Here is a 22043-nt window from a genome sequence, read left to right as displayed (position 1 = left end):
AAAAAAATTGATCAAAAAAGCCATGCTGAAATAACAATGTCGCGCTTCTTCTGGCGTCTCGTTGCGTTCGGTCTTTTTGTGACTGGCGCTTTTTTCAATGTGATTTTCCTTTGACTCTCTCTTGTCTATCTATGAAAAAACTCTCCACTCTATCAAGCCTAGTTTCGTTTCCTACTGGATATCATCTACTTAACCGATCTGTGAATTCCTGCTTCCGTCAAAGCGCCTTCGCGCGTCATTTCAATAGCGCGATGTTGGTGCTAATTGCGGGCAGTGCGACGACGAGCGCCAACGCGCAGCAAGAGGCAGAGGCCACAAAAAAAGTGTCAGCGGAACAGACCCAAAAAGTTGAAGTTCATGCCGCTAAACCTGTGCAGAGTACAAATGAAAAAATAAGCCTCACTGGTGAGGAGTTATTTAAAATGCCGGGTTCTGGTGGCGACCCACTTAAAGCTTTGCAAACTATGCCTGGAATGGCAACGAATAATGACGGCGACAGTGGTGCGGCGGTGCGCGGCGCAAGACCTTCCGACAATGCTTACTATGTAGACTTCCTACCAGTAGGATACTTGTTTCATATGGGCGGTTTTGTCAGTGTATTTAATGCTGATTTGATTCGTCGCTTTGATCTGTATAGCGCGGCATGGAGTCCACAGTATGGCGACGTGATTGGTGGTGTTTTCGACGCGTCATTACGCAATCCAAGAACAGATCGAATAGGCGGCAAAATACGGACAGGGGCTTTAGACGCCAGTGTCTTGCTGGAAGGTCCCTTGTCCGACAATACTTCATTTTTTTTATCGGCACGTCGTAGTGTGATTGATTTGTTTGTGAAAGAGATTAAAGACGAAAAAGCGGGTACCAGTTTTACCTTTCCATCTTATAGCGACGTACAAGGGCGATTTTTATGGAACATCGACAGCAAAAATCGTTTGCGTTTCGATCTCTCTACCGCCCAAGATAGAATCAAATTTAATTTGAAAAAAGAATCTATTGATGTGCAGCACGATCCGATTTTGCTGGGAGAGAGTGCCGAGAGCACCTCATTTAATAATATGGCGGTAGTGTTGGAGTCTGATCTGGGCGCGAAAACCAGTAACCAAGTCGCGCTGGGTCAAATGGTGACTCATCAAAAAAGCAAAATCGGAAATGCAGGTGCGTATGCGTCCACATCGACCCTCAAGTATTTGCGAGAGCAGGTCACGACCAATATCTTCGACAATCATCAAGTCATTGCAGGTGTTGACCTAAGTTCAAATACACTAGGTATAGACGTGAATGTTAAGAATCCACGTTGCACAGAATTTGATCCGAATTGCGATGCCACCAGCGCCGATTATTCACGTACGAAGCGCAGTCAACGCGCCAATAGTGCAGCAGCATACGTGAATGATCGTTGGCGTTTGTCGCCGCAATGGACGCTCACAGGTGGCTTGCGTGCCACCCGTGACGACTATTTGAAGGAGAACGTTCTCGATCCTCGACTTGGACTTGAATATAGCTACTCACCTCAAACTGTGTTTTCTGTAGGGCTAGGCCAGCATCACCAAGAACCATCCAGAGAGCAAAGTCTGAGTGAAATTGGTAATCCGTATTTGAAGTCGATACGTTCCAAACAGGTCGTGTTTGGCGTCACGCAAAATTTAGAACAGGGTTGGTCGTGGCGTGCTGAGGTATACAAAAAAGACTTTGACCATTTTGTTGTGAGCGACCCGCTGCAAAATTACCGCAATGGTGCCAGTGGCAGTGCGCAGGGATTAGAAGTCTTGGTGAAAAAAGACATGGGCTACGGCCTTTCGGGTTTTGTCTCGGTCAGTGTATCAAAGTCCAAACGACGGAACGATCTCACTGGAGAGAACTTCACCTTTGGTTTCGATCAACCCGTGATAGCTAACGCCGTACTCCAATACAAAGCCTCTGAAAAATTGCAATATGGCGCGCGTTGGAGTTATCACACCGGTCATCCTGATACTCCTATCGTCGGCACGCGCACCGATGCTGATGGTCGCATCCGCCCCATCTACGGCGCGCTTAATTCAGAACGTATGCCTGCCTATCATCGTTTGGATCTGCGTGTGGATTATCAATATAGCGACAAGCTTTCCTATTACGCAGAATTGATCAATGCCTATGCGCGTCGCAATGTAGGAAGCTATGAATATAGTGCAGACTACAAATCACGTAAGCCCGAAGCACAAATGCCGATTTTCCCTTCAATTGGAATGCAATATAAATTCTAAGTTGGATTTGTAAGTACCGCGACCTAATTGCGAACAGTGTGATCATTGATTAACCTGTTCGCATTTAGCTTGTTGTAGTTGTGCTGGTCGCCGTTACAGGTGGCCAGACATGATCTAAGAAGAGAGAAAATTCACGTAAGCTCGTGATGCGAAGCAGTGCATGGCTATATGGATATAGACGCCTAAGCATGCCGTATTTCTCAACCATGCCAGGATCTAAGCATACGATTGTTATGCCGATATTGTCTTTTTCCAGAGGGAGAAATTCGTATTTTTCAAAAAAACTACGAGGCCTGCCACAAAGCAGTTCCGTCGGGATCAGCAGATCTGACCGGTATGCTTCGTAGTGCGCACAATAATGGCGAGCCAAAGCACGTCCCAGAGCATTGGTGCTGAGCTTGAACTCTTCGATCAATACGGTTTCAATGTCAATCTGATGTCGACGCGCCCACGCGATTGCCATGTCAAGTTCGGCACTGGATACTGCACCATCGGTAATCAGCGCATCATATTTTGAATGCAATGGCGGTGCTCGCAGTCGTTGAGCGAAGGCGATCGCCAGCGCCTCGCACAAATCACATAAGCCTTCTTCTGCCAATACCGAAAACTCGCCACCTTCTCGGTCATTGATGAGCTGAATGACGCCCAATAGTGTGCCATGCTCGCTATCTAGTATCGGCTGTACCATCATTTGACGCGAAGTGTAGCCGGTAATTTCATCAACCTTGCGACAAAATACCAGATCACGTTGAAACCGTTTTAACTCATCTTCATCATAGACATTATTGAGACGCACCCCAAGCCTATTGAGTGCGACGTTGCCCGCGATACTTTGTGTATTGATAGGCAAGCTTAACTCTTTGCTTGAATGTATACCTGTCTTGATCTTGGAAAAGATAGACTTGCCATCAGCGCTTACCACATACAGCGTAAGGCGACTGCAAGCGAATAAGGCGCAAATGTCAGGTGCCAATTCCAACATAATGTCATCGATATGCGGAGTAGAGTGAATACGGTTGCTCAGGCTTTGTAATTGTTTGGCAAAGCCGCGACGCGTGTTTACCTCATTATTTTGCAAGGGCGTAGTCGGTGCTTGTTGTACCTTGGTGAGTTCACGATTCAATAGCTTCAATCGATGACGTAAGGCGATTTCCAAAATAGTGCATAAACTGGTCAAGCCATCTAGCGCAAAACTGGCAAATGCCTTGTCTGCGACATGATTGACCAATTGAACGACGCCGAGCAAAGTGCCATCCGCCTGCAAGATTGGGGCGGCCATCATTTGCCTACTGCGGTAGCCAGTGAGCTGGTCAACTTTGTTACAAAAGCGTAAATCGGGATCAATCAGTGCGAGTTCAGCATGATCGTGTACGTCTGCAATATTGATATCGCTTTTTACAAGCGCTACAAAGCCAGCGATACTGTGTTTGTTAATGGGCAAAGTCAAGCTATTGCTAGAATTAATGCCTGTGGTAATGACAGAGCGTATGGTTTTAGCGTCGTCGCCTAAGATATAAAGAGTTAGTCGATCACACAGAAACAAATCGCAGATGTCACGTGACAATTCAGGTAAGACGTCGTCGAACTGATCGGCTCCATGTATCTTATTGCTGATCGCCTGTAGGCCATCTGCAAAGCGAATACGCGCTTCGAGTTCATCAATCTGAAAATCCAAAAAATTATTCATCGTCTGGCCTCGTTAATGTTCTTCGCTTAGGATTTGCTATGCCCTTACCGAGCGGCCTGCACTACAACAGTACTGGATCGCGCGATTTAAATATTTGATCAATTCTAGCGCAAATCTTGATGAAGTTATCATTGCTCCGCAGTTCGTAGTATTTTGCGGTCTCACGAATTGATGGACACTACAGATCGAGAATATATCGATCCACAAGAACTCACAGCAGTTTGATTACTAGACGTATTTCCTATCAGCGGGACTTTATGGCAGACTATGTACTTCGCCAAAAAACAAAGAGATGATAAGACATCATGAACACCAATGTGACCAGCGACAATCGCGATAGTAAAGACTGCCCGGTTTGTGGCGAAACCATTAAGGCAGTCGCGATCAAATGCCGCTTCTGCAATACCGATCTGCAGGCATATATGACGAATGTCGAACATGACGCGGAAAAAATTTTGTTTTCCGGCCATCCAGCGACTATTTTTACCGTTTGGCAATGGATAGTGGTGGTAATGACGCTAGGTATCGGCTATTTCTATTATTGGTTTAAAGCGCGCGGATTACATTATGAAATTACTACACAAAGGATAAAGCTAGAACGTGGCATTTTTTCCAAAGTCAAAGATAACATCGAGCTTTTTACGATAGAGCATTTTGATTTGAATTCTCCGTTTGGTATGCGCTTGATAGGCTATTGCATTTTACAACTCAGATCGTCTGACACCAGCTATCCCCAGCTTAATCTATACGGAATTAAAAACTTAGAACCACTCGCAGACACGCTGCGTGAATGTTCAATGCGTGAACGACAACGACGTCGAGTTACTGCAATTATTCAACCGTAGATCTGTTTTGAATCCTTTGTTCGTTTCTTTGAATGAGCTGCAGTGCACGTTCTATTCTCGGTCGGTTATATCGCTGCAGTAAGACAGGATAAAGGTTGAAAATGATATTGAAGATGATCAGCCATAAGGCATCGCGCGGCCTACTATTGATTGCCACCATTACGCTCATGCCGACAACGATCAAAAAAATAATCAAATGAGCGAATTCGGATTTCTTGGTTCTGAGGAGATTATGCGCTAAAGCTTTTGCGCTTTTTTCTATTGGATTAGCTTTCTTATTCAGCTTTTCCCACCCTATGACGACCAGTAATTTTCTGAATAAATTTATACCGAAGTGCTCGTAAAATTTGCCCTGTTTCTCCCATGGCTGTGATCTGTAGTAGTGTAGGGTAAGAACCTTGGTTTGGGTTTCAGTGAAAATCGACACCCAAAACATCAGAAGAAAATTGAGCGCCCACGCAAATGCAAGGCTGTGCATACGCATCGAAGAAACAAGAAACATCGTGGATGCTATGGTCGCAATCACGATCAATAATGGCAGGAAGATTTTTTTCATAGTGGACTCTGTGTCGTCGGATATGATGCAGTATTTTCATCGAAGTTGATCTAAAAGTGCAAGCGAATCACTGTGTACAAAAGAATTTTGGATGGTAGGCGACGTACTTTGAAAAATGCATTACGTCAAAAACTGAGACGGTTCGTGCTTGCCGCCGATCAATCAACATCACCTTGTTAAGCCAAGGGAAAATCACTATTTGCTCGACATAGTTCATCATGTAACTGGCGAATCTCTTCGGCAGTGGCATCGATCTTGCCACTGCCTTTGGCAATGAGAAAGCGGCATGAGGCATACGTTTGAGCTTTACGTTCGTATTCTGCAACCCAACGGATGCGGTCGGGTAAGCGCTGCGGATTAATCGGCCATACGCCTGGGCGTGGTTTTAGGTGACTATCTATTCCTATACGCCACGGCTTGGGGCTGACACGGGCACGGAAACAATGCTGGTTGCTGCACATTTGCACATAGATTTTGTCTGCCTGAATTTCTTTGAACACAGTGGCGACCTCGGGTTCATCGGGACCGAAGGTTTTGTGCATAGCCAATAAACGTAATCCAGCTGGCGTGCGATAAATTCGGACATGCCAATCAGAATGTTTTTCTAGGAAGGCATCGACGCGCTGCATTGCGCTTTGTTCCGCGCTGGGGCTTGCCTTCACTTTTTGTGACCATAACCACAGAGCAAGTTTGTGGCTGATGAACCAGGTCGCCAGCGCAAACAGGAAAGTGAATCCTAAACTAAAGTAAATTCTTGCGATCACGAGGGCTGCGATCACCGAGAAGAAAACACCCCAGTAAAATGAAGAAGGCATTTTTTGAACAACGAAGTCAATGTCGGCAAATAGGACATTTGGGGTGTTCAGGCAACGCGCGCCATACAGATTGCGCGTGATCACAGCATCCTTGTGACGCGATAAGACTTCTTCACGAATCGGTACACCAAGTGCACCGTTATACGCCACTTTAGGTTCACGACGTTCTAATTTTTCACCTGCCACCAAACGCGTTAAAGCGTCTTGTGCACGCGCCTCCGCATTGTTTTGTGCATCTTCTTGACTCTGTTCTGACCAGCCAAAACGCCGCACCGTGATTTGCTTGTTTTCACGCCTCGCTTTGACGGACGCTTCGGCCCAGTAGTTCGGGATTAACATGTAATAGTCCTTTTGGGTACGGTGTTTGGAAAGTGCAGAAAGTCCTCAATTTTAAGCGGAGAATAAACCTAGCAACACACATTTATGGCCGCCTGTTGCTGGGATTATTGCTTGTGCATAAAAGGGGAATTGTGGTGTGTTGTTTGGATTTTAGTACGACTGGTATTGAAAATTGATAAAAAGGCGTCTGATGACTGTTAGTGATGAATGTGTACAGCCGACAAACTACAAGCCATTGTCTGTCGTCGTATTGAGCGAATTATGTGACCATAAGTTGCGATTCATGAGAATTTTCGATTTTAGAAAGGAGTTATATATCGACCAGGCTCCGTGTTTGCATAATCCCGTGTTTGAGAGAGGTAGACTTTTGTTGACGCCACTTCATTCACTTCCCACATATGCGACATGCGCAAATTTTTAGCAGCTCACCCCTCTCTTTTTGCAGTCCATCGGTTTTCGCAGGCAAGTTTTACCGATGCCATTTATTGTGACGCCATAGACAACCGACTTACGCACCAATGGCGTGTATTTGTGAGTCAATTCGCCGAGGAAATCATGTTAGAAATTCATAATGTCGTTAAAAAATTTGGCAAGGCAGTGACCGCAGTGAACGAAGTTTCACTATCGCTTACCCGCGGCGTGGTTGGATTAATTGGCCATAATGGCGCGGGGAAAACCACGCTTATGCAGATGATTGCAACGCTCACGAAACCGACGAGCGGTGACATTATTTTTCAAGGTATTGATATCATCAAGAAACCCGACGCCATTCGTCAGCGTTTGGGTTTCTTACCGCAAGACTTTGGCGTTTATCCTAATTTATCTGCCTTGGAATTTATGCAGTATTTTGCAGCACTAAAAGGCGTGAAAGATCCACGTCGCGTTCAAGATTTACTCGAATTGGTTAACCTGCGGGATCACGCGCACCGTTCAGCAGCTACTTTCTCTGGCGGTATGCGTCGACGTTTAGGTATTGCGCAGGCCTTGCTGAATGATCCTGATATTTTAATCGTCGATGAACCAACTGCCGGGCTTGATCCTGAAGAGCGTTTGCGGTTCCGAAATCTACTGGGTGATATTGGGCATAGTAAATTGGTGATTATGTCGACCCACATCGTGTCAGATGTGGAGAGTGTGGCTAGCGAACTGGCGATTATGCGCTCTGGTCAATTGATAGGTTTTGACACCCCTGACAACATGATAGAAAACGCACGCGGTCAGGTTTGGTCGGCACAGATTGCACCAGCTGAATTAGAGGAATTACGCGCCCGCACTAACGTCTTGCACATGCAGCGTCAAGGGGATGTGGTGAATGTTCGTATTGCGCATCCTTATTCACCATGTACGGGGGCAGAATTGGCCACCCCTAATTTAGAAGAAGCGCTGATGGCACAGCGTTACGCTAATCATGACAGCGTATTGTGAAGGTAGAAGAGCATGTCGACACTACAAATTCAAGTCATTAAGACTTTGGTCATGAATGAAGTCCGGCTTCGTTCTCGCCGCGTCAGCACCTTGGTGGTGCTCATACTGATAGCCTTGCTTGCACGCCTGATTTTCGGCACAGGCGACGGCAATTTAAGCATGCTGGTGATCAATCAAGCGCGCACCGTCTACAACAGTTCCTCACTTGCGTTGGGTACCGCCTGTTTGTTTTCGCCCTTGCTCGGGCTATTGAGTTTTTACTTAACTAGAGGGCGTATCGCTGAAGATGCACGCTGCGGAATCGGTGCTGTGATCGCCTCCACGCGTATCGGCAATGGCACCTTTATCTTCAGTCGTTGGTTAGGGGCGGTGGCGTATCTTCTACTGATACTCTTGGCATATTTGATGACGGTCATCGGACTGCAAATTGTTCGCGGTGAAGCTGCTGTGCAGCTGATGGTCTATCTGAAAGTATATGGACTAGTGCTGCTTCCGGTTATCTTCTTTGGTGTGAGCTGCGCGATTCTATTTGATAGCGTTCCCCTTCTCATGGGAAAAGCCGGCGACGTGATTTATTTCTTCGTATGGGTCTATGAAATATCGATGCTCGATAGGGTAGGACATGACCGCGTAACTAGCATGCCACCGATTATGATCCTGGAAGGATTGGGAATGACAATCGTCGATCTGATGGTTCGTACGCAATTCACTGTTCATAGCATTTCTATCGGACTTGGAACCTTCAATCCAAGCTTGCCCGCTAACGTTGTCGAATTGGCGGAGATCCCGAATACCATGTTGCAATATCGCGCTATAACGACCTTGCTGAGCCTCGTCCCTATGTTGCTCGCCATTCCCCTGTTTCACCGGTTTTCTCCTGATAAAATCAAATTGTCTAACATCAGAAAACGTCGATCACCATTTGGGATGGTCAACGCCTGGTTACGTCCAGTTTCACGTCTGGCAAAACCTTTCTTTAGCTTCGCCGCAAAGATGCCTAACTTCGCGGGGCAGGTGGTCGCCGAAGTAGCGGTGACTTTAGTCAATGCACCGCTCGCTATTATTGCGATGATCGCATTTTCCATTTTTGCGGCATTCATGAATGTGAAAAGCTTAGCCGGCATTTTGGTCTTTGCAAGTGCTTTGTGGGGCGTATTGATTAGTGATTTAAGTACACGAGATCATCAGGCGCAGTTGTCCGCCATGGGCGATGCGGTGACCGGGGGCGCCGATCGTCGCTACTTACGTCAATTTGCCGCCAGCGTATTATTAGGTTTCTTGCTATTCGGTGTGGTCTTGTATCGTTGGAGCTTTCAAGCACCACACTTGGCTTTGGCACTGTTAGTCGGCCTACTTTTTATGAGTGCATTAGCATCCATGTTGGGACGATTCACCCGAACCTCCCGTGCTTTTCTGGGACCATTTATGTTTTGGTTTTATCTCGCGATACAAACCAAGGGTGTACCGTATTTTGATGTGTTAGCGTTTAATGAATCCGCGAGTAATAATTCCATCTTGCTTTATAGCGAAATTGGGATCGCCGCATTGATATTGGGGTTTTCCTATAATCGATATCAAGCGCGTTAAGGCTCGCAGAGTACGAGCTTCAGCAATGCTGCAAGTTGGATTCAAAAGTTATCGCGCCTTGATGACAACAATGTCTGTTTCAAAACGTGGTTCCATGAGTTTGGATTCCGTTCATGCATCACAAAACACTATTATTTTCGAGCTTCACTGGTATTTGAAAGGCAATGAGGTAGGATGGCAAGCTCATAAATAGAATGCTTAAAATTATGCCTTGCCGTTTCACCGTTACCTTGCTTGCCTTGATGCTCAGTCTTTGGTCGCCTGAAAGTAGGGCGCAAGTCGCAGTGCCTTTGCCTGCATTGAAAGACAGTGCCAAATTCCCTGTTGGAGTCGCCTTGAATGTAGGGAATGAGCTAGGCGACTTGGCAGACATCCAGGAAAGCGCCGCACTGATTCATCAGCAGTTCAACAGCATCGTCGCAGAAAACGGCATGAAAATGCGCTTCCTGCATCCCGCCATTAATACCTATGATTTTGCAGCCGCTGATGCGCTGGTGAGTTATGCACGTGGACACGGCATGATGATGCATGGACACACCCTGATCTGGCATCATGATTCTCAGCTACCTGACTGGATGAAAACCTATCAGGGTGATTGGCAAGCCATGTTACGTGATCATGTGCAGCAAATCTGCAGACATTTTGCCGGTAAGCTAAAGAGCTGGGATGTCGTCAACGAAGCAATCGATAACAAACTGCCAGATCAGTACCGTGCCACATTATTTCTCGATAAACTTGGGCCCGCATATATTGAGCAAGCCTTTATCGCAGCCCATGAAGCAGATCCTACGGCCGTCCTGTATTACAACGACTTTGGCATGGAGGCTAAAGCTGAAAAATTGCAGTTCATGCTGGATATGGTAGATGATTTTCAGCGTCGCCAGATTCCCCTGCACGGTATAGGTTTTCAGATGCATGTCAGTATCGATAGCCCAAACATTGCTCAAATAAAAAGTGCACTACAGGCGGTGGCTGCACGTGGTTTGCAGGTGCGTATTTCAGAAATGGATGTCCGACTAAATCAGAAACAAAAGGCGGCGACATTGAACCCCGCTCTGGCGCAACAGCAAAAAGCCAGATACCGTGAAATTGTTAGCGCCTATCTGCAAAGCGTGCCGCCTGCTCAACGCGGCGGCATCACCTTTTGGGGCTTGCTAGATAAGGATTCGTGGCTGGTAGAGAGCAAACCCTATCCTGACTGGCCGCTGCTGTTTGATGATCAAGGACAGGCGAAACCGGCATTCTGGGGTGTACTGGAAGGTTTGAGGGAGTCGCGATAGTTGATGCGTATTTGAATCGATACTCTATGGTGTAATGTGCATAGCTATTTACGTCTTAAAAAAAGATTCGCGTCTTATCAATTTAATTCAAAAAAATTGCCAACTTTCCTGCCTCAGGCTGACGCCGTGTATAGCAATGTAATAGTTTGTGCGACGATCAACTATGATTGTCGCGGTTACAGCTATAGTTATAATAGTGATAGTGATAGTGATAGTGATAGTGATAGTGATAGTTATAGTTATAGTTATAGTGACAGAGTATCCATTCATTTAAATAAGTGATCAAACATGTTGAAATCAATCGTAAGTCTCTCTGTATTCGCTGGCTTCGTCTTTTCTGGGAGCGCCATTGGCGCGACTATTAAATTTACCAATACCACGGAGGCAAGCGATAAACATAGCCCATTCGCCAAGCCTCAGCAGATGGTCGATATCGGCGGGCGACGCCTTAATCTGTATTGTAGTGGCAGCGGAAAAACCACCGTAGTTTTTGATGCACCGGGCGGCGAAGCGGGGTGGAATTGGATACAGGTACAGCCAGCGGTAGCTAAGCAAACGCGTGCCTGTGTTTATGACCGTGCAGGTATGGGGTTTAGCGATCCTTCGCCGCGACCACCAACTTCGGGCAATGCGGTGGAAGATCTTCATAAGCTGCTTGCTGCGGCCGGTATCGCACCACCGTATTTGCTGGTTGGCGCTTCATTTGGTACCGCGAATGCTCAGCTGTTCGCCTATCGTTACCCGACTGAAGTGGCCGGATTAGTGCTCGTGGAAGCAGAACATGAAGATAGCCTTGCACGGCTGAACAAGGCAAGTCAGGGTAAATTCGCGCAGATACAAGCGATGTTTTCTGCTATAGAAAAAGCTTGTCTAGCTGAATCTGAAAAAGGATTCGTGCCAGGCAGCGAGCTACAGCGCACTTGTTTTGGCGAGACCGACGATGCACCTGTGAGCGATGGACGCGGCCTAGGTGCTGCACGTATGGTACAAAATATGTCGCCAGCATATTGGCGTTTGCGTCAGGCTGAATCCGAAGTCTGGGCGTCTGGAAATCCCGAACTGCGTGCGGCGCGTGCCTCGTTCGGTGCGCTTCCTATCATCGCATTAGTGCGTGGGCTCAGCCCGTTTGCGCAACCAGGTAAGCCACAAAGCGCTCTCAACAAAGCGGTCGAAGCGGAAAATTTGGCCATGCAAAAAGAGATCGCTGCCTTATCTCAACGCGGCACTGTCCGCATTGTGCCTGACTCTGGTCATATCATTCACGCTACGCATCCACAAGCAGTGATCAAAGCCATTGCGGACGTGATGACGCAAATATCGCCGAGTCCGAAACCTTAAATTGCGCAAGCGGAATATCAAGTCACGAAGCGAAAGCGATCCTCTGCTGCTTCCTATCAGCATGCACTAAGCGTGCACTAAGCATGCTGATAGGAGGCGGTGCAATACGCTTTGCTATTCACGACCTACAAAAATTGCACTTGCCGAATCGCAAATAGATTTTTGCGAACGTCTTCCATCGTCCCGGTGGCGTAAGCCATTGTCCATCTATCCCCGTAAATTGTCGCCCCGTCGCATTGCTGCTGTCTTGTGACGCGCCCCCAGCTATAGTCGCGCACAGCTTACCCAATGACGGATGCAGGGTGCGATTCATCGCAATGTGAAATCATGTACAACGACCTTGATGTGATCATCATTTCTGCATTCCAAATTCAAATTCAAATTCAAATTCAAACTCAATTTCAAATTGTGCAGTTCTTAATTGATTCGATGCTGCTTGGTTCAATTGGCCATCAAATTCATTTTATAGGGGGAACTAAGCTTTTATTTGTGCATACATGAAAACCGAGGGCTAACCGTGGGCACCATTTTTCGAGCTTGAGAACAGGAACGAACGGAGCGGTGATAGGACGCCTAAATTATCTATATGCGCAAAATTTTATCGACAAAAACTATTAAATCTAGATAAACAAAAAAGCGCGCTCACCATACTTTGCTGAGTGTCGTGTTATTTTCGCTTATGTAAGTCAGGAATATCGCATGAGCCTGGCTTTAAGAAACAATTGTCATCGGCATTTTTTAGTTCCGGCCCCATCCAAGACATAAATGATTGTTTGGCTTTTATTTGACTATATTTTTTTAGTATTTTTCCGGATCCCACCGCAATCTCATACGCAGCGAATGTTCCCGCCATGTCACAGTTGGAGTGGGGTATGACCTCGCCGATTACCAGCAGATTCTTCGAGCCATTGATCCAGTTTACACCAGCAAAATTTGGCTCCTCCGGGCTAAAACATTTTGGATAATTTGATTTGAAATCACGTCGAACCAGTTTGATCGGATCAATCTTTAAAATACCGTTTGCCTCAATTTTGATGACGGTTATATCAAAATTTCCAACAGCACCACCGTCACTCGAATTGACAAAGAACGCCGTCGAATCTGATGCCCACAGAAATTCTGGGCATGGATACTCAGGAAGTGAAATGTTATATGATTTCAGGCCGATATTTAGCCGGGTGAATAACTCTCCATCAGGCCTAGGGCCAACAACTATCGATTTTTCCCCATCGGGCGACCTATAATCAAATGCGTGGGACGATGCAGATGGCGATTTTTCTGAGCACACCGATTTTGATAGGGCTGCGAAATTACCACCCTCCGCATGACAAGCATCAGTGGCGAAGAGTAAAACTGCATAAACCAACATGCATAACATTTTTTTCATTGTGTTATTCCGGCTAAATTATTTAATCTTATTTCGCGGCTTGGCGGATAGTTTTTTTGGGGAGCACGGATTCATCGTGCCCACTCTTGTATCTACGTGGCTTACGTACACTGCTTTGAGTTTGTCGAGTTTGAGTATGAACTCGATCTGTAGGGAAAGTTTTTGCATGAATATCTCTTGAAAAATCATTTATGGGGGGCAAGGTTCGACTCTGCCCAAGCGCTCTAGTGGTCTTGATCTATGATCTTGCAGAAGTTTATAAGCCCAACTCCAGATCGGTGGCACTATGGGCATATTTGTTTTTCGGCGGCCAAGGGCGCGTGCGCCAATCGGGCTCAAATACAAACGAAGACTTGGTGCGACCTGGCAGTAATGCACCATTGCCTGCACCTTTAGCGTAGTCATAGTAAAGCTTGACGATTTCTTCTTTGGAAGTCTGTTGTGCCTTAGGATGCGCAAGACAGGCATCACGCCATTGACGTACGCGCGCAAATCCTTCTTCATCCGGAAGTTCGAAGTCTTCGTAATATTCTAAGAACCAGAAGCGCATAAAGAAGGGCGTGAACACCGTTTCTGCCCAGCCAAATTCTTCAAACAGATAAGTGCCACTTGGCGAATGCTCCAACAGAAAATCATTGAGCTTGGCGTATTGCTTTAACATCTTGTCTTCGAGCGCTGTGCGTCGCGCTGGATCTTGGTTCATCACATACACATAACCTTGCGTACAAAAATCACCTTCCAGTTTTGCCAACATATTTTCGATGGCACGCCGATAAGGATCACGCTGCGCAACCGCAGGTTCAGAAAATAAGTCTTCCAGATACTGCATGATCACCATACTCTCTTTAATGATCTTACCATCCGCGGTCTCCAACACAGGCAGCGCAGTGGTGCCACGCGTTTTCTCTAATAAACTTGTATCACGTGGTTTGGTAATATCAACGACGACAAATTCAACTTCATGCCGACGCCCTTTGAGTTCCAATAAAATTTCTAAACGCTGACAGAAAGGGCAGACAGGGATGTGATAGACCGTGATCTTGGACGGGGTTGCCATGACGATGAATTACCTAATTGGATATTTTGAGGTTAGCAGAAGAGAGCTGCACAATTTAACGCTGTTGATGAAATAAGGAGCGATCTTATCTTGGCTCCTTATGCTTGGCAATTTTCGTAATTAATAGGAAATGCTGATCAATCACGACGGTGTTTCATTGTCACGGAAAAATGACTATGACCATGATCTAGTGAGTAGTAAGTAGGGGGCAATAGCCAAAAGCGCATTGCACCGTCCGACGATCATTCGATAACCAGCAAAACAATTTAATTGCTGATTAAACGAACCGATGAAATTGATGATTCGTTGTGATCAATCACATACTACGACAAGAGTACGCCTTACGGCCTTGATTTAAAGAGTGGGATTAAGTTCGATGAGTTTATTGACAGTATCCTCAATCGGTTTTAGGTAAGCATCTTCAGAATAATTCAATAATTTAATGTGGTTTCTATACACTTCTACAACCTCATGTATTTTTTTCGGCTCGACTAAATAGGCCAATGAAAGCACTTTATAGATGAATGGTCTCCCAATAAAATGCCTACATTTTTCAGTATCGTTTAATGCTTTATTCAGACTATCGAGCGTCAATGAATTCTCTAAAAAAGGAAGAACTGTCGACTCGGTCAATTCCTCAAACAACTTTGTAACATTACGTAGTTCATCGATGCTGGCTACTGAAAGTGGTAATTTTCTTTTTGTAAAATACTCTTCAACGCACCCAATGTATCCAGTCGCCGTAGGATCATTGAATAGTCGTCTCATAACATCACCTACTGCCAATACATCAAATCTTGCCACATAATATATTGTGAACGCATCACGCTTCTTTTCCACTCCCACCCGAATACATTGCATTCCATATGAAACATTCCTTTGAAACCATTTGTCTTTCTTATTCCAAATAAACCCAACTGGTGTCAATAATGGCGCGAAGCGATCAGCAATAGTATCCCGCACACTCTTTTCTGTAAGTGACGTTTCTTGCTCGGATAACTTCTCATGTACAGCAATGTATTCTATGGACTCTTGACTTTTCGGATAAAAAACTATGTCCCTCTGAGCATCAATAACTTTTAGATTTAAGTCTTGTGCTAATTTAAGGATTACAACTAAAACCTCATCTTGACGCTGAACGATATCAAGCACGGCAACCCGTTCACCAAAATTTGTCAATAACGGACCGTCACCCCAAACACATTCGTCAATTCTGTCGTCAATGAAACTGGTCAGACAAGGAAACCTGTTAACAAGTTGTTGGTACATTTGACTCAATGCGGTATCTGGTTTTTGATCATTGGTGTGATATTCCTCAATCAATTGATCGATCAAGCGCCGACGTTGCATCGTATCGCCTGGAAGAGCGGCATCCACAATCTGGATAACATAACTCATTTATTTCCCTTTCACATAACTTGATCTGATACAAAAACTCATAATGAGTATATTTTAATTTCACGTTTGAATTAAATATAAAAACACTACCTATATTGTAGAGCATGTTCTATTGTTCTAAATTTTTAGCAGATTTAACGAATAGCGTTTATCCGTCGCGCCAGAAATGCAAAAATAGAATCCGCGATCATTGCGGTGGATAAACCATGTAGGACTGAACCGACTGAGAGTCGATTGATTAAGTGTGTAAAGTGGGAAAGGCATCATTGTGCCCACGCGTTACGGTTGCTTAAGGTGGAAAAAAACGAAGGTGTAAAAGATTTTTGCTCGATGACTATCAAATCCGCGTCAGTAAAAAAGCGAGCCAATCCACATTGCCTAAATGAGCACCATACGCTCGGCGTTTGCTTTTGACCAATGAAGTATTTCGTAGCTCTGGCGCAAACCTGCAATGAAGAAAGGATCAGTTTTGATCAAAGTATCGATCTGTTCCTTTGAGTCAGCATTGACGATCCACAGCCCACCTTTGGGCGTTTCACCAAGTTCTTGTCGCAGCGAGCCACCAACGGGGATGAATTCTTTGTTCTTCTCAAGCCAGTCAATATGCGCTTGAAGATGGGCGGCACGGATTTCTCCGGAATTTGGCTTGTCAGAAAATAGAACTATGAAGAGCATATTCAAGACGATTCGTCGGTTGGTGATGTTGGAAGTGGTATATCAAAACTTGAGTTCATTTGCGTTACTCATTGAACTACCAATCTCTTTTTTATTGAAATAATATTGCAACAACTAGCAATAAAGTAAAAGCTAGAAACCATGCCGAAAAAAAAGTCTCTCGTCGAGTGTATTCATTTTTCCACCTTTCTCGAAAACTTTCCGAATCCCAACTCAAAGGGTGAATGTGCTGCAAAATCACCGCTGTTCCGCACACGAATTTCCGAACAGAAACGCTAGCAAAGTAAGCCACGACGGCAGCAATGCTCGCGCTAACGAATGCTGCTAACAAAAGGTTAATTAGGAAATTGGATGGCATGTCTTAATAGGACTTTTTAAACGTGATGTTATGTATTTTAGTCTCGTGGGTGGACACGGTTTCATTGTTCCCACCCACGGTTGCTCAAGGTGAGAAATCGAAGGCGTAAAAGTTTTTTTAAACGATGACTATCAATTCCGCGTGGGCACAAAGAGCGTGCCCACCTACTTGGCTGAAGATTTGCTGCATGGTTCGTATTTCATTTTCTCGTTAATAAAACCACAGGCATTGGCTATAGCCTGAAAATATAATTCATAGCTATTAGGGTCAAAGTTAGCGAAGTCAATTGGCGCAGTTTTAAAAAATTGAAACTGCATCTCTTTGCTTCGGGACTTACCGCCAAAACCCAACAAGTTTGGGTCGGCCTTAGGAGGGCCAGAACGCCGGGAGTGAATTGCACGACCAGTAAGGAAATTGACGCTAGTGCGATTTTCTCTGTACTCTGAGTTTTCAGGAGAGCTTGTGAAGCCATACGATTTCGATTCTTCACCTACAAGAAGAAACCTTCCATCCATCTTTCGGAAGAGGAGTTTCGAGTCGTCACCGTAGGAATTACCAGAGGAAGAAGATGACACAACTATAAACTGCTTCTCAATTTCCACTCCCCAGAAAGGGTCGCCGCCAAGGTAGTCGGCCCAACTCTTCGAAAGAGCTTCTAATTGATAACTCTGATCTTTTTCGCGTCGAAAGATTGCCATGCGGATTTCATAGTTTTCACTGCCTGATATGGATTTTTGTAACATAGCCGCAGTGTATTCGGTCTTGCCTTTATCAAGTGAGCCGACACTAAACCACGCAACCTTGTAACCGGGGGCAGCCCGCTCAACTGCATCTCGTAGCCAACTATCTGCTTCAATTCCATTTTTTCCCTGGGCGGCTACCGATGTACCAGCATTTACAATTAGGGTGAAAAATATTAAAGCCTGAATGATTTTTCTCATGGCACTACCTGATGGCTAACGCTGGCGCTGACCGGAACACAACCGACGCGGCGAAGCCGCAGCCTTCAGTTGTGTTTCCGTGTCGAGCAAAAAGTTATGTTGCATGGGCTTGATCGCGGCGCGAGTTTGTAGGAGCGTGAATTCTAGAACGCATACTTCAGCTCTCTTTCGACGTGTTTATTGCGCGCACCGCCATCAAGTACAAAGGCGGCAAGATAACCCCAGTCGCAACCGCAAAAGCATAGCGGATAAGGTCAACATCAGAAAAAAGATGCGGCCGATATTCCAATCCGAACCAGATACCGAAGAACACAGATGATGGGTAAAGAACGACCAACAACCGCAGACGCCATCCAACAGAATCTACAAAGTCCGGCTTCTTTACTTTCCCCCAATATGACGGAAGGTTAAGCATTTGCCTGCCATAGCCAAGCCAATACAACGGAATGAAAGTCGCTGGAAGCACGAGCCAGCCTGTCGGGCGGGTACTGATCACAAACAAAAAAGCTGCCGCAATGTGAAGCCCTATCAACAGTGAGAAAATCGGCTGTCTAAAAGGCAGCTCACATAGCGGTGACGTAGTTTTAGTCAACATAACTTCAATTCAATTTAATTTGACAAAAATGCATATTAACTTGGCTCGTTAAAAAAGACAATTTTTTTCAAGTCCCTTGAAACCCGCATGGCGCTTGATTGATCACCGTTATACGGTATAAACCTGAGGTGTAAAAAATCGACAAAAAGTGCACATCACAGAATTTCATAACACACGGTTTAATCATCAAAATTAAAAGAATATTCTATGCAGAAAAAATGAGAAAGTTTCAAAATTTAATTTGTGCGTGTTGAGTGTAAGTAAGCGTTATGATGCCGAATGGTTTAAATTCGAACAATTGGAGCGCTTAGCTAAGCCTGTGCGGCGTAGTGGTTTTTTAAGAATATTCAGTTCAAAAAGGGATGCTTATGATGATGGTTCAACGATTGATGCTTTCATGTGCTCTGATCTGTCTATGGCAAATCAGCCATGCGCAAAATATGAGCACAGAACAAGCGTACGCCGCGATTCCGCATGCACGTACTGTGTTTAATGTTGAGCAGTCCAAACTGACAAGTCAACAAAAGGATGGCCTTAAGCGCTTGTTTGTGTTGAGTGATCAAGGCGTCGTGTTAAAGGTAGAAGCGATGCGTGCATTTCAAGCGGGTGATAAAGCGCGTCTCGATTATTTTGTACAAAGGTATGCGCTCCTAATCAAAGGCCTGCAGGATCTGGTAATTCCGAACGAATTAACGGCGGCACGTAACTTGATCGTGGCAGCTGTGCAAGATCATCAACGATTCTATGTGCGCAAGCAACAAGAAATAGGTCGGCAAGCATGGAGTTTAAGTAGTGAAGCGCAGCAGGCTAGTCAAAAATTACATCAAGCCTACGCCGATTTGCTGAAACAATATCCTCAAGAAAACGCAAATAACCGACAAGCATTTTTTGACTATCTGTGCGCATTGGATTTTCTATGATGCGTTTCGGCCAGCATAGACGGCGAATGCTCATCGTCTTGGGTGTTGTAGCACTCACTGGTGTAATCACCGCGGCGCTAGGATTTGTCATGCTTAAGACGACTTACTTGTCATCGTCAACGCAAGCTAATTCGGATCTCACGTTTCCGGCAGATGGCTTTATCAATACCTCTAGTGATCACCAATACGATAGGGCATTGCGTAGTTCGCTACGTTTTTTTCAAGAACGTACACAAATTCGCTTGGGATTGATTTTGCAAGATCATTTACCCACAGGACTTAGTATCGAGCAGCAAGCGGTGCAGCGCTTTGCCACACTCGGATCTGCCAAGCAAGCGGCTTTGCTCTTGATTTGGTCAGAGCAAGAGCATCTATTCAAGATAGAAGTAAGTTATCAATTGGAAGGCGTGTTTCCTGATGCCTTATGCCGCCGACTAGAGCAAGCCGCGCGTACTTTTATGCTCTCGTCCGCACCATTTGCCAAGCGTGATTTTTTGACAGAAGTCATCGTGACCATGGGCATTGATTATTTGGATTTTCAAAAGAGTGGTCAAGTGCATGCGATGGCGATTCCCAGCCTGTCACCCCTGGCATCGATGAGCCAGCACTTTTCTGGCGGTGCTGGCATCGTTGGACGCAATTACGCTGCGACCTTGGAACAAGTGCAAGCGGCAGTGCCAGCCTTGTCGGCCGAACTTGAGCACAGCATGCAGCCTGATCAATCGCTAGATCTAGTATTGCAACGCTATTTCGATTCATTGCGCTTGGGCATAGGCTCGCCTCGCTTGCCATTATTGAGTGAGGGCAGTCAGTTTTTTCGTATGAATAAACCTCATACGGCCGCCTATTTGCAACGTATGTATCGCTACTATCAAAAATCGATGCCGTACCAGATTCAGCAAAAAGAAGATTTGGCGGTAGTGAAATTTCCACTTAATTCACCAGTGCAACCGATACTCATGCGTAAAAATGCGGAAGGATTGTGGCTGATCGATGAAGCAAAAGCTTGGGCTTATTTTCATTTATATGAAGATGGCAGTAGTCACCCAAAATTTGATTCCGGACCTTTTGCATTCGCTTGGCGCGATCAGGCTTCCGTGTATTACGATCGTATCGTGCCACCAAAATTGAATGGTCATGCTGATCATGCGAGTGACGCTAGCAGCAACATCAAGCAAGGCTTACAAGCTGCCGAAGCGCGCATTCAACAGCATCCACAAGATGCACAAGCCTATCAAGATTTGGCAGAAATTCTTCAGTTTGATATGTATTGGATACAAGCTGCCGCGGAGATGTATGAAAAAGCTTTGTCGCTAGCCCCGCAAAAAAGCGAGTTGCACTGGCGCTTAATCGACATTTACGCCAATACCACGGATATCGACGCCGAAGAAAAACATTACCTCGCTTTACTCAAAAGCACACCTGACGATGCGCTGCTCAAGCACTATTACGCATGGTTTAAGAAAAACTATGAATGAAATACGCCGTACCGTATTCATCACTCCAAACTTAAGCAAACACCGTCACTGTCTGGCGGCTAATCGCGACTAGTTTGCCATTTTCATTCCAGACTTCGGCTGCGATGTGGCCGTAGCCATTGTGTGCGGCATCCGTGTGTGCCCGGTATTGCCACCATGGATTAGATTGTTGCGATAAGCTTGTCTCGTCTATGCTTGGAAATTCTAAAGTCCAAGTTAAGCTGCTGGCGGGACTGGGGCGGTCAAGCATTTGTAGAATCGCTGGTGGCCAGGCGTCGATGAGTGCTATCAAGCTCAACAGTGGCGCACATGCAGTGCTCACCTCGGCACTCACTCCAGCAGATTCCTTCCAACGCATCCAGCCATTGATATGTGATTTGGACGAAGCGCTGAACGGCAAATCACAATCTTTATAAAGAAAGTCGATCTTGCGGGTAAATTCGGGGATGATGCCTTCGATATAGGGGAAGGACAAGCCATCGTTGATGTCACCAAAATCGGGAGCAGCCTCACTCGCGACTACCACTTGCGAGCTACGTGCGACACCGAAACTGGCGAGCGCGCTTAATACGACCTTACCTTGTTGAAGTAAATGGCATTGCATTTGCGTGACCGATTTTCCTGCGCGTAGCACTTCACTTTTAAATTCAACTTCACCTACTTCGACAGGCGCAACAAACGAAATCGTCAGGGCACGCAGCTTGGCATCACCGGTCAGGTGCGCTTGCATATGCGCGACGACCATTGCACCCAAGAGCCCTCCAAAAATGGCGCGACCTTGTCCCCAACCCGACTCCATTGTCACAAGCGAAGATCGCCCGGCTTGTACTAACATGGTTTCAAAACTCATCAAAATCTCTCTCAATTATTTCAATCTAGCTATCTTCGATTAAGTTTAGCAAACTTTTGTATGTAGAATTGATTTCCACAAAATTGTGCACTCCCACATGGTCTATCGGGTTCGTGAAATTGTTGCGAATTCGTCGGATAATTCGTAGATCCTATGATTAAAAAAGAGTCGACAAGCAAATAGCAAACCTTAAAATAAAAGCTCGACCAATCAAATTAAGGAGAACGACATGCTTGCGACTCTTAGGGATGATTTTACTGCAGAAAAAATGG

At 45.6% G+C, this 22043-nt stretch carries 18 protein-coding genes; 8 read left to right on the top strand and 10 right to left on the bottom strand.

Translation table 11 applies throughout. From position 1 onward, the window contains the following. The first annotated feature begins 131 nt into the window (after positions 1–131). Positions 132–2240, top strand: a complete 2109-nt coding sequence (locus H8K55_RS03640; protein WP_186940679.1) for a TonB-dependent receptor plug domain-containing protein — start codon at positions 132–134, stop codon at positions 2238–2240. A gap of 64 nt (positions 2241–2304) precedes the next feature. Here H8K55_RS03640 and H8K55_RS03635 read toward each other — a convergent pair whose 3' ends face one another. Continuing rightward, positions 2305–3927, bottom strand: coding sequence for a GAF domain-containing protein (locus H8K55_RS03635; RefSeq protein WP_186940678.1), 1623 nt, complete (start codon positions 3925–3927; stop codon positions 2305–2307). A 305-nt stretch (positions 3928–4232) separates the two neighbouring features. Between H8K55_RS03635 and H8K55_RS03630 the strand changes: the two genes are divergently transcribed. Continuing rightward, positions 4233–4772 carry a PH domain-containing protein gene (locus H8K55_RS03630; protein ID WP_186940677.1) on the top strand — a complete coding sequence of 180 codons (540 nt, stop codon included), beginning with the start codon at positions 4233–4235 and terminating at the stop codon, positions 4770–4772. Here H8K55_RS03630 and H8K55_RS03625 read toward each other — a convergent pair. Continuing rightward, entirely contained in the window at positions 4759–5328 is a 570-nt protein-coding gene (locus tag H8K55_RS03625; protein WP_186940676.1) for a glycosyl-4,4'-diaponeurosporenoate acyltransferase CrtO family protein, read from the bottom strand. The genes H8K55_RS03630 and H8K55_RS03625 overlap by 14 nt on opposite strands. Positions 5329–5504: 176 nt before the next feature. Continuing rightward, positions 5505–6482, bottom strand: a complete 978-nt coding sequence (locus H8K55_RS03620) for a hypothetical protein (protein ID WP_186940675.1) — start codon at positions 6480–6482, stop codon at positions 5505–5507. 555 nt (positions 6483–7037) lie between these two features. Here H8K55_RS03620 and H8K55_RS03615 point away from each other — a divergent pair. The 4 genes from H8K55_RS03615 (at position 7038) to H8K55_RS03600 (ending at position 12112) form a co-directional block, all read left to right on the top strand. After that, positions 7038–7907: an ABC transporter ATP-binding protein gene (locus tag H8K55_RS03615; protein ID WP_186940972.1), complete on the top strand. Its 870-nt coding sequence runs from the start codon at positions 7038–7040 to the stop codon at positions 7905–7907. A 12-nt stretch (positions 7908–7919) separates the two neighbouring features. Beyond that, positions 7920–9494, top strand: coding sequence for a hypothetical protein (locus H8K55_RS03610; protein WP_186940674.1), 1575 nt, complete (start codon positions 7920–7922; stop codon positions 9492–9494). 194 nt (positions 9495–9688) lie between these two features. Beyond that, positions 9689–10774, top strand: a complete 1086-nt coding sequence (locus H8K55_RS03605) for an endo-1,4-beta-xylanase (protein ID WP_186940673.1) — start codon at positions 9689–9691, stop codon at positions 10772–10774. Positions 10775–11062: 288 nt separating this feature from the next. Next, complete coding sequence (locus H8K55_RS03600; protein ID WP_186940672.1) at positions 11063–12112, top strand: alpha/beta hydrolase; 1050 nt, start codon at positions 11063–11065, stop codon at positions 12110–12112. 667 nt (positions 12113–12779) lie between these two features. On the opposite strand, the gene H8K55_RS03595 is transcribed toward H8K55_RS03600, so the two are convergent. From H8K55_RS03595 to H8K55_RS03570, 6 genes are all read right to left on the bottom strand, one after another. Next, positions 12780–13499 (bottom strand): hypothetical protein, encoded by a 720-nt coding sequence (locus H8K55_RS03595; RefSeq protein ID WP_186940671.1) that lies wholly within the window; start codon positions 13497–13499, stop codon positions 12780–12782. A 256-nt stretch (positions 13500–13755) separates the two neighbouring features. Beyond that, positions 13756–14556, bottom strand: a complete 801-nt coding sequence (locus tag H8K55_RS03590) for a glutathione S-transferase family protein (RefSeq protein ID WP_186940670.1) — start codon at positions 14554–14556, stop codon at positions 13756–13758. Between the two features lie 354 nt (positions 14557–14910). Continuing rightward, positions 14911–15954 (bottom strand): hypothetical protein, encoded by a 1044-nt coding sequence (locus tag H8K55_RS03585; RefSeq protein ID WP_186940669.1) that lies wholly within the window; start codon positions 15952–15954, stop codon positions 14911–14913. 378 nt (positions 15955–16332) lie between these two features. Further along, positions 16333–16629: a YciI family protein gene (locus H8K55_RS03580; RefSeq protein WP_186940971.1), complete on the bottom strand. Its 297-nt coding sequence runs from the start codon at positions 16627–16629 to the stop codon at positions 16333–16335. 522 nt (positions 16630–17151) lie between these two features. Then, a complete protein-coding gene (locus H8K55_RS03575; protein ID WP_186940668.1) occupies positions 17152–17928 on the bottom strand; it encodes a hypothetical protein in 777 nt (258 codons plus the stop codon). 157 nt (positions 17929–18085) lie between these two features. Further along, positions 18086–18523 carry a hypothetical protein gene (locus tag H8K55_RS03570; RefSeq protein WP_186940667.1) on the bottom strand — a complete coding sequence of 146 codons (438 nt, stop codon included), beginning with the start codon at positions 18521–18523 and terminating at the stop codon, positions 18086–18088. Positions 18524–18963: 440 nt separating this feature from the next. On the opposite strand from H8K55_RS03570, the gene H8K55_RS03565 reads away from it, so the two are divergent. Together H8K55_RS03565 and H8K55_RS03560 are read left to right on the top strand one after the other, a co-directional pair. Beyond that, positions 18964–19443, top strand: coding sequence for a hypothetical protein (locus H8K55_RS03565; RefSeq protein ID WP_186940666.1), 480 nt, complete (start codon positions 18964–18966; stop codon positions 19441–19443). Continuing rightward, positions 19440–20921, top strand: a complete 1482-nt coding sequence (locus H8K55_RS03560) for a TPM domain-containing protein (RefSeq protein ID WP_186940665.1) — start codon at positions 19440–19442, stop codon at positions 20919–20921. The genes H8K55_RS03565 and H8K55_RS03560 overlap by 4 nt, the downstream gene beginning before the upstream one ends. A 31-nt stretch (positions 20922–20952) precedes the next feature. Here the strand turns inward: H8K55_RS03560 and H8K55_RS03555 are convergent, their stop codons facing one another. Beyond that, a complete protein-coding gene (locus H8K55_RS03555) occupies positions 20953–21771 on the bottom strand; it encodes an acyl-CoA thioesterase (protein ID WP_186940664.1) in 819 nt (272 codons plus the stop codon). Between the last annotated feature and the right edge of the window lie 272 nt (positions 21772–22043).

The organism is Affinundibacterium flavidum (genome assembly GCF_014284175.1).
Lineage (GTDB): Bacteria > Pseudomonadota > Gammaproteobacteria > Burkholderiales > Burkholderiaceae_D > Undibacterium > Undibacterium flavidum.
The sequence above is the reverse complement of the archived record's forward strand: the minus strand, read 5'-3'. Positions and strand labels throughout refer to the sequence as shown.

Coding starts and splice junctions, on each gene's coding strand:
- H8K55_RS03640 (WP_186940679.1), top strand. CDS start 132: ATGAAAAAACTCTCCACTCTATCAAGCCTAGTTTCGTTTCCTACTGGA.
- H8K55_RS03635 (WP_186940678.1), bottom strand. CDS start 3,927: ATGAATAATTTTTTGGATTTTCAGATTGATGAACTCGAAGCGCGTATT.
- H8K55_RS03630 (WP_186940677.1), top strand. CDS start 4,233: ATGAACACCAATGTGACCAGCGACAATCGCGATAGTAAAGACTGCCCG.
- H8K55_RS03625 (WP_186940676.1), bottom strand. CDS start 5,328: ATGAAAAAAATCTTCCTGCCATTATTGATCGTGATTGCGACCATAGCA.
- H8K55_RS03620 (WP_186940675.1), bottom strand. CDS start 6,482: ATGTTAATCCCGAACTACTGGGCCGAAGCGTCCGTCAAAGCGAGGCGT.
- H8K55_RS03615 (WP_186940972.1), top strand. CDS start 7,038: ATGTTAGAAATTCATAATGTCGTTAAAAAATTTGGCAAGGCAGTGACC.
- H8K55_RS03610 (WP_186940674.1), top strand. CDS start 7,920: ATGTCGACACTACAAATTCAAGTCATTAAGACTTTGGTCATGAATGAA.
- H8K55_RS03605 (WP_186940673.1), top strand. CDS start 9,689: ATGCTTAAAATTATGCCTTGCCGTTTCACCGTTACCTTGCTTGCCTTG.
- H8K55_RS03600 (WP_186940672.1), top strand. CDS start 11,063: ATGTTGAAATCAATCGTAAGTCTCTCTGTATTCGCTGGCTTCGTCTTT.
- H8K55_RS03595 (WP_186940671.1), bottom strand. CDS start 13,499: ATGAAAAAAATGTTATGCATGTTGGTTTATGCAGTTTTACTCTTCGCC.
- H8K55_RS03590 (WP_186940670.1), bottom strand. CDS start 14,556: ATGGCAACCCCGTCCAAGATCACGGTCTATCACATCCCTGTCTGCCCT.
- H8K55_RS03585 (WP_186940669.1), bottom strand. CDS start 15,954: ATGAGTTATGTTATCCAGATTGTGGATGCCGCTCTTCCAGGCGATACG.
- H8K55_RS03580 (WP_186940971.1), bottom strand. CDS start 16,629: ATGCTCTTCATAGTTCTATTTTCTGACAAGCCAAATTCCGGAGAAATC.
- H8K55_RS03575 (WP_186940668.1), bottom strand. CDS start 17,928: ATGAGAAAAATCATTCAGGCTTTAATATTTTTCACCCTAATTGTAAAT.
- H8K55_RS03570 (WP_186940667.1), bottom strand. CDS start 18,523: ATGTTGACTAAAACTACGTCACCGCTATGTGAGCTGCCTTTTAGACAG.
- H8K55_RS03565 (WP_186940666.1), top strand. CDS start 18,964: ATGAGCACAGAACAAGCGTACGCCGCGATTCCGCATGCACGTACTGTG.
- H8K55_RS03560 (WP_186940665.1), top strand. CDS start 19,440: ATGATGCGTTTCGGCCAGCATAGACGGCGAATGCTCATCGTCTTGGGT.
- H8K55_RS03555 (WP_186940664.1), bottom strand. CDS start 21,771: ATGAGTTTTGAAACCATGTTAGTACAAGCCGGGCGATCTTCGCTTGTG.